Source organism: Rheinheimera fenheensis, assembly GCF_039871805.1.
GTDB classification, from domain to species: domain Bacteria; phylum Pseudomonadota; class Gammaproteobacteria; order Enterobacterales; family Alteromonadaceae; genus Alishewanella; species Alishewanella fenheensis.
In genome coordinates this window covers 39,497-55,421 of record NZ_JBDPJM010000013.1, presented here as the reverse complement: position 1 = coordinate 55,421, position 15,925 = coordinate 39,497, and the positions used below count along the sequence as shown (strand labels likewise).

The following is a 15,925-nucleotide window of genomic DNA, read 5'->3' as shown; positions in this document are numbered from 1 at the left end:
CATCAGCTTAACAAGGCCGGCAACGGCTTGGCAAAATTGTGCCAGTTAATGCGACTGGCCAATAACAACTCACGCAGGCTAAGTAAACGCGGTGGCTTTTTGTCACCATTTAACCACTGATGGCCACAACAGGCTGCGGTAATAATGGCTTTGGCCGGTTTGAGCAAAAATTTATCGCTGTTACCGCTTTCCAGCGGTGTACCGCCAAAGCTAAACCAGCCATGCTCGTTACAGTGCAGACGCATACCTTGGCTGTCTACTTCATCAACGCTGTCGAGCACGATTTGCTCGTGCGTCAGCTGTGTTATATACACCGGCACTATTAAACCGGGCTTGGCATATTTGCGGTAGAACGCGTCTATGGGGTCTGCCTGCTGCTTGCGTGCCGGGCACGTAGCCGCCTGTTTGGCATACCAGGACGCGTTCTGGCTGTCTAATTGCAGCTCGGTTTGCTGCTGCAAGATATTGCTGGCAGCACGGCGAATATAAAACGGCAAACTGGCCAGCCGGTTGGGCAAGCGCAGCAGTTGCTCGGTGCTAAGCTGTGACAGGCGCAGCAGTTCTCGCTCATACAAAGCGTTACACAGCTCAGTATAAGTCTGGTTTTCTCTGGACACCTGCCAGAAATGCGGTTGGGTTGCGCCAGCATCGATCATGGCCAGATGTTAGCCAATCCGGCCGGGCTTGTACAAGCAAATCCTGTGCTGCTAAGCGATAAATTCACCCGCTATGATAGTACAAGCTTGGCAAATCGATTAGTCTGGTCGAAACAGCAGTGAGGCTTTATGAACCGACGTCAATTTCTGCAGCTTACGCTGGCGGCACCGGCAGCAGCTATTATCGGCAGCAAAGTAGTGGCTATGGCACGCCACTACCCGCTTGAGCAATTAGTGCTGACATTAAAACGCTTACCTGCCACTAAGTTAAGCAGCAGCGGCAGCTGGAGCGTCAGCGAAATTTTTCAGCATCTGGCGCAAAGCGTGCGCTATTCCCGTTTCGGTTATCCGCAGGCTAACAGCGCACTGTTTCAACACACGGCCGGAAGTTTAGCCTTTAATGCCTTTGCGGCTGCGGGCACTATGCAGCACCCGTTAGATGAAGCCATCCCCGGCGCACCGGCGCTAGTTAAGGCGGTGCCAGCTGATGTGGCACTAGCCGAGCTTATTCACGAACTGGAGCTGTTTATCAGCTGGCAAGGTGACTTGGCACCGCACTTTGCTTATGGTCATCTGAGCAAACAGCAGTATTACAGCGCGCATTATTTGCATATCCAAAACCACTTAGAGCAAATTAGCCTGTCTTAACCTTGCTGCTTAGGGCGTCGGCGGACAAAGCGGCCAGATGATTAGGTACCCGGCGCTTATTGCAAAACACCGCCGAGCCGGTAATCTTCTTGGCTTGCTGCTTGGCATCGGATGCCAATGCCGAGACATCATGATGATTACTGCATTGACAAAGATCTGGCGTTGCTAAGCCTATCGACAGGGTTAACAACGGGAAAAAACACGGGCTGCCAAGCCTATCGGTGGCGTAAAACCCCGCACTGGCCAGATGCTCAGGTAAATAGTAGCTGGCCATGCGCTGCTCGAAGCGTTTACAGATCCGCGCTGAGCGCGCCGTCGCATCCTCACCGACGAACAGCACAATAAAGTCATCGCCGCCGATATGGCCGACAAAATCGTGCTCACCGACTTCCGCCTGAATGATCTGTGCCAGTAACTCGATAATCAAATCACCTTTGCTATAACCATAAACGTCGTTATAAGGCTTAAAACTGTCGATATCGATATAGCCAATGGTGAAGGCTGTACCGCTACTTATTAACTGGTCAATATGCCGGTTTATCGGCACATTGCCCGGCAACATTGTCAGAGGGTTCGCATAACGTGCCAATTGAATTTTGTGCTCGCTCAGCTGGCGTAATACCTTTCGCACCGAGCCCAAACCATAGTAACGGCCTTGCTCAGTAACAATAAAATACGGACTGGCATCATCGTTCACCTCGGCAGTTAGCACACCACTTAGGTCATCCATCGATAAGCTGCGTTCAACCATAATGGCTGGCTCCATACACTGATGGATAGGCTTTTTTTCATACAGCGCGCGGCCAAAAGGATGTGAAAAACGCTCATTAATCATGCTGCGGCTGACCAGCCCCAGGGGTAACTGCTCTTTGTTTACCACCGCCAAACAGGCCAAGTGTTTATCAGCGGCAAACATCGCTGCGACTTGCTGCGCGGCAAGCTGTGCCGGCACGGCTGTCACTTTACTTACCACAGGTTCCAGGGATTCACTTAACGATAATGCTTTGTCCTGACGTAACAGTGATAATGCTGCCAGAGGCACTTCGATACAATCTGGATTTGGCCTGCCGAGCAAATAGCCCTGGCCGATATCAGCACCCAGTTCGCGGCAAAACAACAACTCTTCGCTGGTTTCTATCCCTTCGGCCACAATCAGCGAACCGGTACTTTTCGCCAGCTCAATAATATTTTTTACAAAGGCCTTTTTTATTGGGTCGCTGTGTAGTTGGTCGACAAAATAACGGTCAATCTTGACGATATCAGGCTGTAATTCAGACCACAGCTTTAACCCGGAGAAGCCACTGCCCAAGTCATCGATGGCAATTTTAAAGCCAAACTCGCGGTAATGCTTAACAGCATTAATAAACAACTCGGTATCTTCTACCTGAAACTGTTCAGATAACTCGATGACAATCCGCTCTGGCGCCAGGCCAGCGTGCTGGATATAGCTTTTTGTCAGACCAGAGGGGTGATCGGATGTTAACAACAGCATGGGGTTAACATTAATAAATAACTGGCCAGCGGCGCCGCTGTCGGCAAACGCCTGAATACTTAACTGGCGACACAGCAGCTCTAAAGGTTCAAGTAAGTCAAAAGTTTGTGCTGTTTTAAACAACAACAACGGCGAGTGTAACGCACTGTCAGACGGCCCGCGGATCAGCGCCTCATAGCCCAGGATACTGCCATCGCTCAGTGAGACTAACGGCTGAAATAACGGCGTCAGCAACCTGCCATTGATGATGCGCTGCAGCTCCTGCCGATGAAAATCACTAAGTCCCAATTTACTTACCCGGCTAATACATTACAGGCCAGAGCTGTCCGATGCCAACGACTATCGTCCTGATAACAGTGCCTATAATAAGACGCTGCAATGACGGTTTTATGACAACCAGAGGTGGTAACAGTACTTATTCAGACGTGTTGATATGCCGGGCTAAGGCGCGGTCAATAACACCGGTGCGGTGAGCCTCGCGGATAAAGGCATCCAACCGCGGTTTTAACTGCGCCCATTTCGGGTGTAATGCCAACGTCAGATCGGTTTTATCAGCAGCCTTATGGCGACGGTAAAAGGTATGCTCAGCAAACCGGTTGTTGGCCAGCCAGCTGGCGACATGTTCATTCATATACGCCAGCTGACAGCGGTTATTCACCAGCATATTAAACTGGTCGAACTCGGATTCTGCATCAATTCTAATCAGCTCACCACGTTGCAGCGCTGCGTTAATTGCACTGTAAATGTAGTGGCGGCGCAGGCAAATGGTTTTGCCGATCAAACTGGCCGGCTCATCATTAAAAGGGCTGGTAGCATACAAATAGTCACGGTGCTCCAGCACCGGCTGGGAAAACAACAGCTCTTCGGGCTGCATGGTCCATTTAGCGGATAATACTGATGCGTCGTACTTGCCATCGTACAGGCCAATTTCAGCGCGATGGCGGTTCTCAAACACGTATTTCAGGGTATAAGGCTGGCTGGCAAAAAACGCGTTTAACAGCTCTGGCACCACGCCAACGGGCACATTATCAGCACCAGCGTACATATAAGGCGGCACTTGCGGGTAATAAATCGCCACCTTAAATACGGGCTCAGCCACCGCCGGCCGTACAATAAGCACAAAGCTGACACACAGCAGTGCAACACCATATCGATACAAGCTGTTTAGCATTATCCTTTCCGCCAACTTAAACTATATTAGTGTGTTCCTATATTGCCGTCACGATATGACAAAAGCCGGTACAGCGCAAATTTTGTTCAACAACGGGCTAATAACCTCATTTAAAACAACAAAGCCACCTTAGGGTGGCTTTGCTTACTGATGATTACTGGCCTTTAATTTCGCTGCGGCCTTTGTAAGGCACTGTGCCAGCCAGTTCTTGCTCGATACGCAGTAACTGGTTGTACTTCGACACGCGGTCTGAGCGGCACAGTGAACCGGTTTTGATCTGACCTGCGGCAGTACCTACGGCTAAATCGGCAATAAAGGCATCTTCGGTTTCGCCGCTACGGTGCGAGATAACCGCAGTAAAGCCGGCATCTTTGGCCATTTTAATCGCTGCTAAGGTTTCGGTTAACGAACCAATCTGGTTGAACTTGATTAAAATCGAGTTACCAATACCCTGCTCGATACCGCGGGTTAAAATTTTGGTGTTGGTCACGAATAAATCGTCACCGACCAGCTGCACTTTGCTACCAATTTTGTTGGTTAAATCTTTCCAGCCGTCCCAGTCGCTCTCGTCCAGACCATCTTCAATCGATACGATGGGGTAACGCTGGGTTAAGCCCGCCAGATAGTCGTTAAAGCCGAAAGAGTCGAAGCTCTTGTTCTCGCCACTTAATACGTATTTGCCGTCTTTGTAGAACTCAGACGCCGCACAGTCCAGCGCCAGCGTCACGTCTTTATTCATTTCGTAACCGGCGGCTTTTACCGCTTCCACGATAACCGACAGCGCTTCTTCGTTTGATTTCAGATCCGGCGCAAAGCCGCCTTCGTCACCTACAGCGGTGTTCAGGCCGCGCTTTTGCAGCTCTTTTTTCAGGCTGTGGAAAATCTCTGCGCCCATACGCAGCGCTTCAGCAAAGCTTTTGGCGCCAACCGGCTGTACCATAAACTCCTGAATATCCACGTTGTTATCAGCGTGCTCACCACCGTTGATGATGTTCATCATCGGTACCGGCATGCTGTACACGCCAGGCGTGCCGTTTAAGTCAGCAATGTGCTGATACAGTGGGATTTTCTTATCGGCAGCGGCAGCGCGGGCCACGGCTAATGACACCGCCAGAATCGCGTTAGCACCCAGTTTGGTTTTCATGTCGGTGCCGTCTAAATCGATCATGATCTGGTCGATTTGCGCCTGGTTGTAGGCGCTTTTGCCTTTTAAGGCTGCCTGAATTGGGCCATCAATATTGGCCACCGCTTTGGTTACGCCTTTACCCAGGTAACGGCTTTTGTCACCGTCGCGCAGCTCTAAGGCTTCACGCGAACCAGTAGAGGCACCTGATGGCGCACAGCCCCGGCCCATAGCGCCGCTGGCTAAATACACATCGGCTTCGACAGTGGGGTTGCCGCGCGAATCCATGATTTCACGGGCGATAATTTTTACGATTTCAGACATGCTTAATTTTCCCTGTTAAAACGAAAAAAGCCGTACTGGAGGGCACGGCTTAGCAAAGTTATACGCGTTGCTGTTTCTGCGCTTTAAACGCAGCGGCAACAAAGGCCTGAAACAGCGGATGACCATCGCGCGGTGTCGAGTTAAATTCCGGGTGGAACTGGCCAGCAACAAAAAACGGGTGCGACGGTATTTCAATCATCTCCACCAGCTGGTTGTCGGCCGACAAACCCGATACCACTAATCCTGCCTCTTCTAATTTTGGCCGTAAGTGGTTATTCACTTCATAACGGTGACGATGCCGCTCCTGAATAACTGCTTTGCCATAAATTTCCCGGGCCTTGGTGTTGTCTATAAGGTTACAGTTCTGGCTGCCTAAACGCATAGTGCCGCCCAGGTCAGACTTATCGGTGCGCTTTTCTACTGAGCCATCGGCATCTCGCCACTCGGTAATTAAGCCCACAACCGGATAATCAGTGTCTTTATTAAACTCGGTGGAATGCGCGCCAGCCATGCCTGCTACGTTACGGGCGTACTCAATCAGCGCCACCTGCATGCCTAAACAGATGCCTAAGTAAGGCACCTTGTTCTCACGGGCATATTGCGCCGCCAGAATTTTGCCTTCTACGCCGCGCTCACCAAAACCACCGGGCACTAAAATGCCGTCTACACCGGCAAGAATACCGACGCCTTTGCTTTCGACATCTTGCGAGTCGATGTATTTAATATTTACCGTAACACGGTTTTTCAAGCCAGCATGGCCTAAGGCTTCGTTAACTGACTTATACGCATCTGGCAGCTCAACGTATTTACCCACCATACCGATAGTGATTTCACCCGTTGGGTTCGACTCCTGATACAGCACCTGTTCCCACTCAGATAAATCGGCTTCCGGTGCGTCTATGTAGAAACGGCGGCAGACTAAATCGTCCAAGCCCTGTGATTTTAACAGCGCCGGGATCTGGTAAATGCTGGAGACGTCTTTTAACGAAATAACCGCTTTTTCTTCTACGTTAGTAAAGAGTGCAATTTTCGCCCGCTCGTTTGACGGAATCGCACGGTCAGAACGGCACACCAGAATATCCGGCTGAATACCGATAGAGCGCAGCTCTTTTACCGAGTGCTGGGTTGGCTTGGTTTTAATTTCACCGGCAGTGCCTAAGTACGGCACCAGCGTTAAATGCATAAACAGCGTACGCTCGCGGCCCACTTCGGTGCCAAGCTGGCGAATGGCTTCTAAAAATGGCAGTGATTCGATATCACCCACCGTGCCGCCAATTTCGACGATGGCAATGTCATAGCCTTCGGCACCGGCAACCACACGGCTTTTAATTTCGTTAGTAATATGCGGAATAACCTGAATAGTGGCGCCCAGGTAATCGCCACGGCGCTCACGGCGCAGCACGTCGGCGTAAATACGGCCCTGGGTAAAGTTATTCAGCTTGCTCATCTTGGTGCGGATGAAACGCTCGTAGTGGCCTAAATCCAGGTCGGTTTCAGCGCCGTCTTCAGTAACGAACACTTCACCATGCTGGATCGGGCTCATGGTGCCCGGATCTACGTTAATGTAGGGGTCAAGTTTAAGGATGGTAACCTTTAGACCACGCGCTTCTAAAATGGCGGCTAAAGATGCTGCAGCAATGCCTTTACCTAAGGAGGAAACCACGCCACCCGTCACAAAGATATATCTTGTAGTCATAAGACCCCTGAGACCTTGTTAATCAATAGATGAATACCAAAACTGCAAAAAAGTAAGCGCCCGGTGCGGTAAACACTGGGAGATAACGGTTGTGCAAGAATTGGTATCAGGACGGGAGGCAAGTATAGCAAAGCGTCTGGCACCACTCAACGTAAAGCTGCAGCTAAGCGGTATTTTAGCGAATAAAGTTTCCCTCAGGCCTTGAAGCCAGAGCGTAAGAGCGCCAGATATTCCTCAGCAGATGGAAACCTTTCGACGCCGGCAGGGTCTGCTTAATGGTACAAACTGCCGACTTTAGTCAACACAGGAGTAGCCTATGCAAGTTCAAGTTCATACAGACCGTCATATTCAGTCAGACGAACGGCTAGCTGAATTTATCCGCGATACACTGCACACTAAACTTAGCCGTTTTACCGATCATCTCACCCGTATTGAAGTGCATTTAGGCGATGAAAATGGCCAGCAAAAACGCGACAGCGCTGATAAGCGTTGTTTGTTAGAAGCCCGTTTTGAAGGTTTAGACCCGGTGGCTGTTACCGAGCACGCCGCCAATGTAAGTCAGGCAATAACCGGCGCAGCCGACAAAATGCAGCGCAAGCTGGCCACAGTAACCGGCAAATTGCGCGCTAAACATAGCCGCGTTAGCCACAGCGCGCCAGTAATGGAAGCAGAAGCGAATTAACCGTTAATCAATGCGAAGCGCAAAAAGCGCTTCGCTTCACTTAAGCAGGCCAGCTTGCGCTTGCACTCAACTTAGTTGCCGTGATTATCGTGCTGGCACTGCCAGCACATATCAAAAGATGCGGCGTTAACTTCGCCACAGTTAGCACAAACCCAATCTGCCGCCTTGTCTGTCTGCTGTGTCGCATTCACAACCGCCAGCGCTCTGTCATAGTCGCTGTCGTTTATCACCCACAGCTCCGGCCAGGCATCAAAAGCGGACACTTCACCCACAGCGCCCTGGGCAAATTCATTTTTCAGAAAGACCTCGATGCCTTGCGCTTCAACCAGGTTTTTCACGTTATGCACAATAAAGGCATTATCATGGGTATAGATTTTTTTCATAGTGCGGCTTAAATTCCTGCCAGAGCTACTGCTTGCGGCCAAGGGTGCTAATTAACTGACGAATCTGTTCCCGGCCAGACCAACCACGCCAGAATGCTGCTAGCGCTATAGCAGAAGCAACAGAGAACATTAACCACTCGTTGTGAGCAAGGTGCGTTGCCATAGCGCCAAGCATTAGCCCACCCAGGCATACAGAAGTAAATGATGACAGTCGGGGCAAAAGTAACCCTACCGCGCCAAGCAATTCAATGGCACCAGTGAAATACATAAATTCAATTGAATAACCCCAGCGAGCAAAGGCTTCAACCTCGAATGGTAACGACAATAATTTAGCAGCGCCCGAAGCGAAGAAAATTAACGCCAGCATGTAGCTCAAAATACGACTACTCATGTACACCGCCATGTTAAGGTTGAAAACGGATTACCGATTCAGCAGAACCCAACTTAAACACTAAACGCAGTGGATAGTCAAAATTCGGTGCGTTCGAGCATAAATGGAGGCATTGTCATGGATTAACCGGCGCGCAGTTAACTTGTTAACTGCACTGCCTTAGATACAGAGTCATCGTATTCCCAAATCTCAACACCATTGGGTATTAAGTGGGCATAAGTTCTGATGTAATACTCTGCTAGTGTTTCACTACGTTTATCACTGAAATCTCGCAGTACAAACATAATTTTTCTGAAATCATCAGGCGCAGCAAGAAAGTAATACATCGCTTCATTCCAAACTGTCAATTTTGCACTTGGAACATTGTCACCCGAAGTCCATTTATGAGATTTGCACTCTACAATGACTTTTGTTTCTAAACATCCAAGGTCAAAAGAATGCCCTTTCAGTCTGCCGTTGATCCCGACAGGGATGTTAATATCTTGCACCAAATCAAGACCTATAGACAGTAGGCACTTTTTAGCGCAAAGCTCAAAGTCTTTTCCTGCTTGGGCATTTGATTTAGAACCCACTCTCTGGAAGGGTTTGCTCATAAATTACCTGCAAATTCAAATCCCAGCTTGGCTGGCATGAAACCTAGACCAAAATCAAGCGCGAAGCAATGAGAGCCTGCGTGTTGTCGCCGCAGTTTACACTGCAAATCAATGACTCTATCCCCATTGATTTATAAATGGAAGTTAAGGCTACCAGCTTGTTCCTAAAAATCAAAAAGAAGCGGCAACTGTTGAGCCGCCTCTGGCTTAGTTTGTTAGTTGTGTTCAGCTGGATTAACTTCTGTTTCAGGCTGAGATAGAAGTTGCTTTGTTACTTCTTCAATTTTCTCTTGGGGTATATGAGAGACGTTGCTAAGGTCGGCCGAGTCTTTAACCCAGTTTCTAGCCTCAAGCATCCAATTAAACGCAATCCATGCCCCGACCACATAAATCCACTTACCTTCAATTGCTGAATTTACACCAAACGCAAAAATTAGAGCCAAGATTGATAACATTGCCCAACGGGCAGCAATTAATAGTGCAATTGATGAGCCATAGCTAGACATCTGAATATTCGATGACCTTACGTAGTGCTTATGCAGTATGTGTTTGTGGATATCGAGGTTCGTATAGTCGTTCCAGAACTCAGACCCGCCAGCCTTTAATTTTTTATATATCTTTTGAGCAATAATAGAACTGAAAGCGAATACAGCCGATCCCAAAATGCTTTGTTGAAATGGAGTTAATGTTTCTATCCAATTAAAAATTAATTCCAATGTACATTCCTCATTAGCTTTTTCATTGTCATAGTGGCGCACTTGCTGATATGAGCACATTCTGAGCAATATATTGCACTAGTTCGATGTCGTAGTGTAGCTGTTCAGCTTCTTTGGAAAATGGCAAAAGAAGTTCAATTTCTCCATTTCTACTATCTGATTTTGTATGCACAATCTTACACCTAATATCATAAATTCTATCTGCCACATCGTTCCTAAGATCCAAACTTGAATTAGCGAGCGGTATTTTGTGATCTGTAATACCCTTCGTTTTTGATGAAAAAAAACTTGCTCTTTCTTCTGAATCTGAAAAAAACGACCTCAAAGAATCAGGATCTACACATTCGGCAATTGTAGCTCGCAATTGAGATCTTTCATCGCCTAAACTGCCTGCTCTCCCCAGTTGTATTGCACTGAGTATCTTACCTAGATCCGCATCTCGATCGTTCCTGAATGTTGGGTTTTTCAATATTGCTCGAATCTTCCGCCTAGCCTCAGCTTGAAAATAGGTCGGAAAATAGAACTCGATTACTTGATAAAAAGCCAGAAACTGTAAAAGCGGCATCCCCATAGCGCTGGTGCCATACCAATATAGTGAAATTGGCGCTTCATCATATTCATTTTTTGGATATTGTAGACCTTCAATTGATGCTCTCTGATTTTTTCCTCGAATAGGCTTTGGATACTGCCTTTCCCTAGATAATCCAAGAGGAATCCCTGAGAGAAGTTCAATCTGAAAAAAGATTGAATTGGATATTTTTTCTAGTAAAGAACGAGCCTGATCATGCTGTGATATTCCACTATTCGATAGTTTTAAACTCAGATTGCCGAAAGATGGACCACGGCTTATTGCTCTAAATTCTGGAGTTGCAGGGCCAATTGAAACTTTTGGCCCCCCCCCCTCATCTGGAACTAATTCAATGCCATACTTTTCTGCTCGTAAGTCATCTTCATCAATTCTATCACCGAAAAGCCTCCGAATAATTGAACGAGGAGGAAATGGACCAATTGGCTTTATCTGCGCCTCAATTGTATTATCAGAATAAGAGCTAATAGCCCTATATCCGTCAATAAACGTATACTTTTCAAATGGAACGGCTAATAAGCTCTTGATATCGTCATAGTCCCAAAGAGTTTGTGTTCGTTTGTTTCTTCCGCATGAGAATGACAGTTCAAAAGCAATTTCGTGTTCTTCTAACCCTTCAGTTTCTTTAACAGTTATTCCTGCCTTATCACAACGTTCTCTGAGTTCTTTGATAGCCTCTGCTAGCAGTTGTGGATCAACAGGTTCGTCAAACCAACTTTCTTCTTCGTATTCGATTTCTTGTCCAGACATAAATGATCATTCCAATATTTTTAAGCTTGCGCTTGTTCGGAAAGCAAAGCCGCAGTCAAACAGGAAAAAACCGGCCTTTGTAAATTTAATGTACAGAACAGTACATCGCTTCTTTAAAACTTACAACAACTTATAGGTACAACCGTTGTTTGCTAAAAACGCGGATAAATCCGCCTGACTAACGCGGGCGTTATTCTGATGCGGACAGGAAAGTTTGAGGTGCTTAAGTTTTAGTGAAATAGAGAAGGGACGGCGCTAATTCACATCAAGCCCCCCCCCCCCGTTTTCAGTAGCGGCGACTGCCAGCTGCACCGCTATCTTCAAGGAGGTTTTAATTAGCAGCCCAGCGCTGCTGTTAAGCCGCCAACTTGTCCCTCTACTGCAGGTTCTTTGTACGAGGGTAAAGACGGCATAATGTTCAGCCCGCTGCGTGACTCAACCTGATTAACGGTAACTTCACGCGGGCAGTAACTGGCGGAGCGGCTAAGGTTTTGCTCCATAATGTAGGCCGACGCTTCTACCCAACCAGCGTTATCGGTAATAACCACTTTAAAATAGCCTGATGGGATGGTATGGCTTTCATCTGCACCCGGCAAGCTCCCAAAATACCATTCGTACAATGGGCCAGACACCACATAAACATCCTGCCCGGTGCGGGCAAGGTTGCGCACTGCGGTTTCCAGCTTTACCCAGGCGCCCTGGTTTAAATCGGCAGCCTGCGGTGTGATATTGGATAAATAATTGGTCATTGCCCAATACGCTGTGTTGCTAAACGCGGCCAGAGGTACCTGATGGCCACGATCCGTTCCCAGCACTGCAGCCGCATCGGTATAGTCTGCGGGTTCCAAGGTATAAGCGGAGCTGATATTCGGATCAGCTTTCCAGGTGCGGGTTCGGCTTGGGCCATCAATAGTATTTTTGGTGACTTTATAGGCAACCCAATTGGCGAACTTGGTTGAGCTGTTGTTGTGCAGCGTATAGATAGGGCGTTCGATAGTCTGGCCGGATTTTCCTGTCGGGCAACCATAAACACAGTTTGCTGCAACGGCCACGCCAGTTTGTATGGTACAGATTAATGCTAAAGCACTGATTATTTTGATTTTCATTTTGATGCCTCTTGTTGATGAACAAGGCATCATGAAATTGGTTTATTACCGCCAGATGATTGATTTTTGAACAATTAAAGACCGCGACCTGAAAAAAGGGGCGGAGCGGGTAAAGCCCAATTAAAAACTAACGACGGCTCACTCTTCTTCGAACGAGTTGTAATACTGCACCAGGTAATCAACTAAGGCCCTCACTGCTGGCAACATGCCGCGTCTGGATGGATACACCAGATGGATAATGTCTCTTTTCGGCTGCCACTGCGGTAATAAATGCACCAGGCTGCCATCTTTGATTTGCTCGGTGACCATTAATGACGGCAGCTGCACCACCCCTACGCCGCGCAGTGCGGCATTCCTCAGTGCAATCATATCGGTTGTAACATATCGCGGTTGATGCGGTACTGAGACTTCTTCATTGTCAGGACCGAACAGCGTCCAGGCATAGTGATGCTGTGGCTCACCCAGGCCTAAACTTGGCCATTTTGATAATTCAATCGGGTGTGTGGGTTGGCCGTACTGCTTTATAAGCGCCGGGCTGGCCATTAAACACAGGCCCCGCTCAGACAACACTCTGAGGATCAAATCACTGTTCTCAAGTGGCGCCGGCCTTACACGGATTGCCACATCCACGCCTTCCGCCACCACATCTACCCGACGGTTACTGGCCTCCAGATGAATATTTACTTTCGGGTATTTAACCATAAAGTCGGCCAGCGCCTGGCCGATATGCACATGCAATAAGGCGATAGGACAGGTAAGCCTGATGGTCCCGCAGGGTTCTGCCCGGCTAAACTCAATGGCTTCCTGTGCGGCATCAGCCTCTATCAGCATGGCTTTGCAGTGAGTTAAAAATGTCTGACCGATTTCAGTGACATTAAACTGCCGGGTAGAACGATAGATCAGGGTGACCCCCAGCCGCTCCTCCAAGCCGGCAATACGACGGCTGAGTTTCGATTTCGGCAAACCCAATGCCCGGCTGGCCGGCGCAAAACCACCATGCTCTACGGTTTTTACAAAGTAGTAGAAATCATTTAAATCCTGCATCTGCTGCCACCAATAGTTCCATATATAGAACTATCCTACCCAAAAACGCCAACTACTCAAGCTTCTGTTCTGTATATAAAGTTAATTACAACCCTTTATCAGGAGAGCGCAGATGAAAAACGTGATGAGTGTCCAGACAGCATCTCACCCGCACTGGGTAGGCGATGGCTTTCCGGTAAAGACATTACTGTCATATCAGGCGCAGGGTAGCGCCATCAGCCCTTTTTTACTGCTGGACCATGCCGGCCCCATGCAGTTTAGTGCGACGACGGATAAACGCGGCGTAGGTAATCATCCACATCGTGGTTTTGAAACCGTCACTCTGGTTTACGCCGGCGAAGTGGCGCACCGTGACTCCACCGGCGAGCACGGTGTTATCGGTGTCGGCGATATACAGTGGATGACAGCTGGCAGTGGCATTTTGCATGAGGAATATCATTCAGCAAGTTTTGCCGAAACAGGCGGCACTCTGGAAATGTTGCAACTGTGGGTAAATTTACCCAAGCAACACAAGATGACGCCGCCGCGTTATCAAACGATAACGGCAGCGCAGATACCGCATATCCCATTGGCGGATAACCGGGGTTTTTTAAGGCTCATTGCCGGTGAAACAGCAGGCTTAAGCGGCCCGGCGCACACCTTTTCGCCACTGCTGGTGATTGACGGTGACATTAAGGCCTCTGGCAACTACGTGTTGCCACTGCCTGATGGCTGGTCTGCCATGGTTATCGTGCGCAGTGGCAAGCTAAAAGCCAACTTTCAGACTGTCACGGCAAATCAAACGCTTATTTTATCTCAGGCCGGTACTGACATTGTGCTGCAAGCCGAGCAGGACTCGCAATTGCTGATCCTTGCCGGTGAGCCAATACAGGAGCCCATCGTCGGCTATGGTCCTTTCGTGATGAACAGCGAAGCCGAGATAAAGCAGGCACTGCTAGACTTCCAAAGCGGGAAGTTCGGCCAGGTAACTTAGCACTCAACACTTAACACTTAACAACGGCAACCGTGCAAACTATGCGATTGCCATTTTCAACAGAAGGAAGCAAATCATGACTAAGCCTTATGTACGTCTCGACAAAAATAATGCCGCAGTATTGTTAGTTGACCACCAAACCGGATTATTGTCGCTGGTGCGTGATATTGACCCGGACAAGTTTAAAAACAATGTGCTGGCGCTGGCAGATCTGGCGAAGTATTTCGGTTTACCCACTATCCTGACGACCAGCTTTGAGCAAGGTCCGAATGGTCCTCTGGTGCCGGAACTGAAAGAAATGTTCCCCAAAGCGCCTTATATCGCCCGCCCGGGCCAGATTAACGCCTGGGATAACGATGATTTTGTTAAAGCCGTGAAAGCAACCGGCAAAAAGCAGCTTATCGTTGCCGGTGTAGTAACCGAAGTCTGTGTGGCCTTTCCGGTGCTGTCTGCGCTGCAAGAAGGCTTTGATGTGTTTGTTATCGCTGATGCCTCGGGCACCTTTAACCCGATGACGCGTGATGCAGCCTGGGACAGAATGTCGGCAGCCGGCGCGCAAATGATGACCTGGTTCGGTGCCGCCTGTGAATTACACCGTGACTGGCGCAATGACATTGAAGGCTTAGGTACACTGTTCTCAAATCATATCCCGGATTATCGTAATCTGATTAACAGTTACACCACCTTCCAGGGCAATAAATAAGCCGCAGCTAAGGGCATAGCCTGCTATGCCCTTTTATCACCCCCTCTAAAATACGCACTGATATTGTGCCCTATCGCATCTGCCAATGCGTTGCAGACCTTATCGCGGGGTGTGCTTTTTGACTTGATGCCACAGCGCATCCATTTCGGCCAAATCGGACTGCTCGGGGCTTTTACCCTGCCCGGCTAAGGCTTGCTCTACGGCGCGAAAGCGTTTTTCAAACTTAGTATTAGCGGCGCGTAGCACGGCTTCGGGGTCGAGTTTGTGTTTGCGCACTACGTTAACTAAGGCGAACATTAAGTCGCCCAGCTCTTCGGCCAGTGCGTCACTGCCGGTTTCGCACTCTTCCACTTCGATGATTTCTTCTTTCACTTTATCCCAGCAGCCTTGTACATCTGGCCAGTCGAAACCGACATTGGCACAGCGCTTTTGCAGCTTATAGGCACGGCTAAGCGCCGGCATGGCCTGCGGGATATTATCGAGCACGCTGTGCTGGCCGACGTCTTTGCGCTCGGCGCTTTTTAGCGCTTCCCAGTTCTTTAAAACCGTTTCTGCACTGTCGGCGCTGACATCACCAAATACATGCGGGTGGCGCCGCTCTAATTTGTCGCAAATGGCCGCGACACAGTCATCAAATTCAAAGCGGCCTTGCTCTTTAGCCATTTGGGCGTAAAACACCACCTGAAACAGCAAGTCACCCAGCTCGTCTTTTAGCTCGTCAAAGCTCTCGCGGGCAATAGCGTCGGCCACTTCGTAGGCCTCTTCCAGCGTATAAGGCACGATAGTGGCGTAGGTTTGCTTGAGATCCCACGGGCAGCCGCCTTGCGGGTCGCGCAGGCGGCTCATAATATTGAGTAAACGTTGAATATTGTCTGACACTGCAGGCCT

General features: G+C 48.8%; 17 protein-coding genes. 4 read left to right on the top strand and 13 right to left on the bottom strand.

Annotation, left to right across the window (positions count from 1 at the left end):
* Nucleotides 1-2 precede the first annotated feature (2 nt).
* Complete coding sequence (locus ABGI61_RS15470) at nt 3-656, bottom strand: hypothetical protein (protein WP_347602829.1); 654 nt, start codon at nt 654-656, stop codon at nt 3-5.
* A 129-nt stretch (nt 657-785) separates the two neighbouring features.
* On the opposite strand from ABGI61_RS15470, the gene ABGI61_RS15465 reads away from it, so the two are divergent.
* Nucleotides 786-1,304, top strand: a complete 519-nt coding sequence (locus ABGI61_RS15465) for a DUF1569 domain-containing protein (protein ID WP_347602826.1) — start codon at nt 786-788, stop codon at nt 1,302-1,304.
* Here ABGI61_RS15465 and ABGI61_RS15460 read toward each other — a convergent pair.
* From ABGI61_RS15460 to pyrG, 4 genes are all read right to left on the bottom strand, one after another.
* Complete coding sequence (locus ABGI61_RS15460; RefSeq protein ID WP_347602823.1) at nt 1,291-3,084, bottom strand: GGDEF domain-containing protein; 1,794 nt, start codon at nt 3,082-3,084, stop codon at nt 1,291-1,293. The genes ABGI61_RS15465 and ABGI61_RS15460 overlap by 14 nt on opposite strands.
* A gap of 127 nt (nt 3,085-3,211) precedes the next feature.
* Nucleotides 3,212-3,967, bottom strand: a complete 756-nt coding sequence (locus ABGI61_RS15455; RefSeq protein WP_347602820.1) for a substrate-binding periplasmic protein — start codon at nt 3,965-3,967, stop codon at nt 3,212-3,214.
* A gap of 154 nt (nt 3,968-4,121) precedes the next feature.
* Nucleotides 4,122-5,414 carry a phosphopyruvate hydratase gene (eno, locus tag ABGI61_RS15450; protein WP_347602817.1) on the bottom strand — a complete coding sequence of 431 codons (1,293 nt, stop codon included), beginning with the start codon at nt 5,412-5,414 and terminating at the stop codon, nt 4,122-4,124.
* A gap of 58 nt (nt 5,415-5,472) precedes the next feature.
* Nucleotides 5,473-7,110, bottom strand: a complete 1,638-nt coding sequence (gene pyrG / locus ABGI61_RS15445) for a CTP synthase (RefSeq protein WP_347602814.1) — start codon at nt 7,108-7,110, stop codon at nt 5,473-5,475.
* Between the two features lie 316 nt (nt 7,111-7,426).
* Here pyrG and ABGI61_RS15440 point away from each other — a divergent pair, with 316 nt between their 5' ends.
* Entirely contained in the window at nt 7,427-7,792 is a 366-nt protein-coding gene (locus tag ABGI61_RS15440) for an HPF/RaiA family ribosome-associated protein (RefSeq protein WP_347602811.1), read from the top strand.
* A gap of 71 nt (nt 7,793-7,863) precedes the next feature.
* On the opposite strand, the gene ABGI61_RS15435 is transcribed toward ABGI61_RS15440, so the two are convergent.
* The 7 genes from ABGI61_RS15435 to ABGI61_RS15405 all read right to left on the bottom strand — a co-directional run bounded on the left by ABGI61_RS15435 (nt 7,864) and on the right by ABGI61_RS15405 (nt 13,361).
* A complete protein-coding gene (locus ABGI61_RS15435; protein ID WP_347602808.1) occupies nt 7,864-8,175 on the bottom strand; it encodes a putative signal transducing protein in 312 nt (103 codons plus the stop codon).
* Nucleotides 8,176-8,200: 25 nt separating this feature from the next.
* Nucleotides 8,201-8,566 (bottom strand): DoxX family protein, encoded by a 366-nt coding sequence (locus ABGI61_RS15430; protein ID WP_347602805.1) that lies wholly within the window; start codon nt 8,564-8,566, stop codon nt 8,201-8,203.
* 137 nt (nt 8,567-8,703) lie between these two features.
* Nucleotides 8,704-9,159, bottom strand: coding sequence for a hypothetical protein (locus tag ABGI61_RS15425; RefSeq protein WP_347602802.1), 456 nt, complete (start codon nt 9,157-9,159; stop codon nt 8,704-8,706).
* A 215-nt stretch (nt 9,160-9,374) separates the two neighbouring features.
* The gene (locus ABGI61_RS15420) at nt 9,375-9,875 is read right to left on the bottom strand and encodes a hypothetical protein (RefSeq protein WP_347602799.1); all 501 of its coding nucleotides are present in this window, start codon (nt 9,873-9,875) and stop codon (nt 9,375-9,377) included.
* Nucleotides 9,876-9,903: 28 nt separating this feature from the next.
* Nucleotides 9,904-11,211, bottom strand: a complete 1,308-nt coding sequence (locus tag ABGI61_RS15415; protein ID WP_347602796.1) for a hypothetical protein — start codon at nt 11,209-11,211, stop codon at nt 9,904-9,906.
* A 335-nt stretch (nt 11,212-11,546) separates the two neighbouring features.
* A complete protein-coding gene (locus ABGI61_RS15410; RefSeq protein WP_347602793.1) occupies nt 11,547-12,317 on the bottom strand; it encodes a DNA/RNA non-specific endonuclease in 771 nt (256 codons plus the stop codon).
* 138 nt (nt 12,318-12,455) lie between these two features.
* Nucleotides 12,456-13,361 carry a LysR family transcriptional regulator gene (locus ABGI61_RS15405; RefSeq protein ID WP_347602790.1) on the bottom strand — a complete coding sequence of 302 codons (906 nt, stop codon included), beginning with the start codon at nt 13,359-13,361 and terminating at the stop codon, nt 12,456-12,458.
* A gap of 112 nt (nt 13,362-13,473) precedes the next feature.
* On the opposite strand from ABGI61_RS15405, the gene ABGI61_RS15400 reads away from it, so the two are divergent.
* Nucleotides 13,474-14,334: a pirin family protein gene (locus ABGI61_RS15400; protein WP_347602787.1), complete on the top strand. Its 861-nt coding sequence runs from the start codon at nt 13,474-13,476 to the stop codon at nt 14,332-14,334.
* Between the two features lie 76 nt (nt 14,335-14,410).
* A complete protein-coding gene (gene ycaC / locus ABGI61_RS15395; protein ID WP_347602784.1) occupies nt 14,411-15,037 on the top strand; it encodes an isochorismate family cysteine hydrolase YcaC in 627 nt (208 codons plus the stop codon).
* A gap of 99 nt (nt 15,038-15,136) precedes the next feature.
* On the opposite strand, the gene mazG is transcribed toward ycaC, so the two are convergent.
* Entirely contained in the window at nt 15,137-15,916 is a 780-nt protein-coding gene (mazG, locus tag ABGI61_RS15390; RefSeq protein ID WP_347602781.1) for a nucleoside triphosphate pyrophosphohydrolase, read from the bottom strand.
* Nucleotides 15,917-15,925: the final 9 nt, after the last annotated feature.